Origin of the sequence: Psychrobacillus antarcticus, assembly GCF_029533155.1 — a bacterium.
In the GTDB taxonomy this organism is placed as follows: domain Bacteria; phylum Bacillota; class Bacilli; order Bacillales_A; family Planococcaceae; genus Psychrobacillus; species Psychrobacillus antarcticus.
Genome location: NZ_JAIZDB010000079.1, coordinates 1 through 299, shown reverse-complemented (window position 1 = coordinate 299; position 299 = coordinate 1). Strand labels below are relative to the sequence as shown.

1 protein-coding gene is annotated in these 299 nt (G+C 37.5%); it reads left to right on the top strand.

Translation table 11 applies throughout. The features are described from left to right. Window positions 1–299, top strand: a 299-nt coding sequence (locus tag LDK52_RS19970; RefSeq protein WP_277587628.1) for a helix-turn-helix domain-containing protein, incomplete at both ends; no start/stop codon positions are given.

The following is a 299-nucleotide window of genomic DNA, read 5'->3' as shown; positions in this document are numbered from 1 at the left end:
AAGACTTACCATTATTTTTTATCGCAAACGCAGATATGTGTGTCAGTGTGGGAAGAAATTTGCGGAAAAGAATACTTTTATTCAGCGGTACCAACGCTTTTCAATCGAATGGAATCAAGCGGTAAATGTACGGAGCATAAAGGGAAAAATATTTTCAGAAACAGCGACTATTTATGGTACTTCACCATCCACGATTGTCCGACGTTTTGATCGTCTATCATTGAGTGAAATTCAGAAAGTAAAAGAACTTCCAAAAGTGATTGCCATTGATGAATATAAAGGCGATACACGTGAAGGGA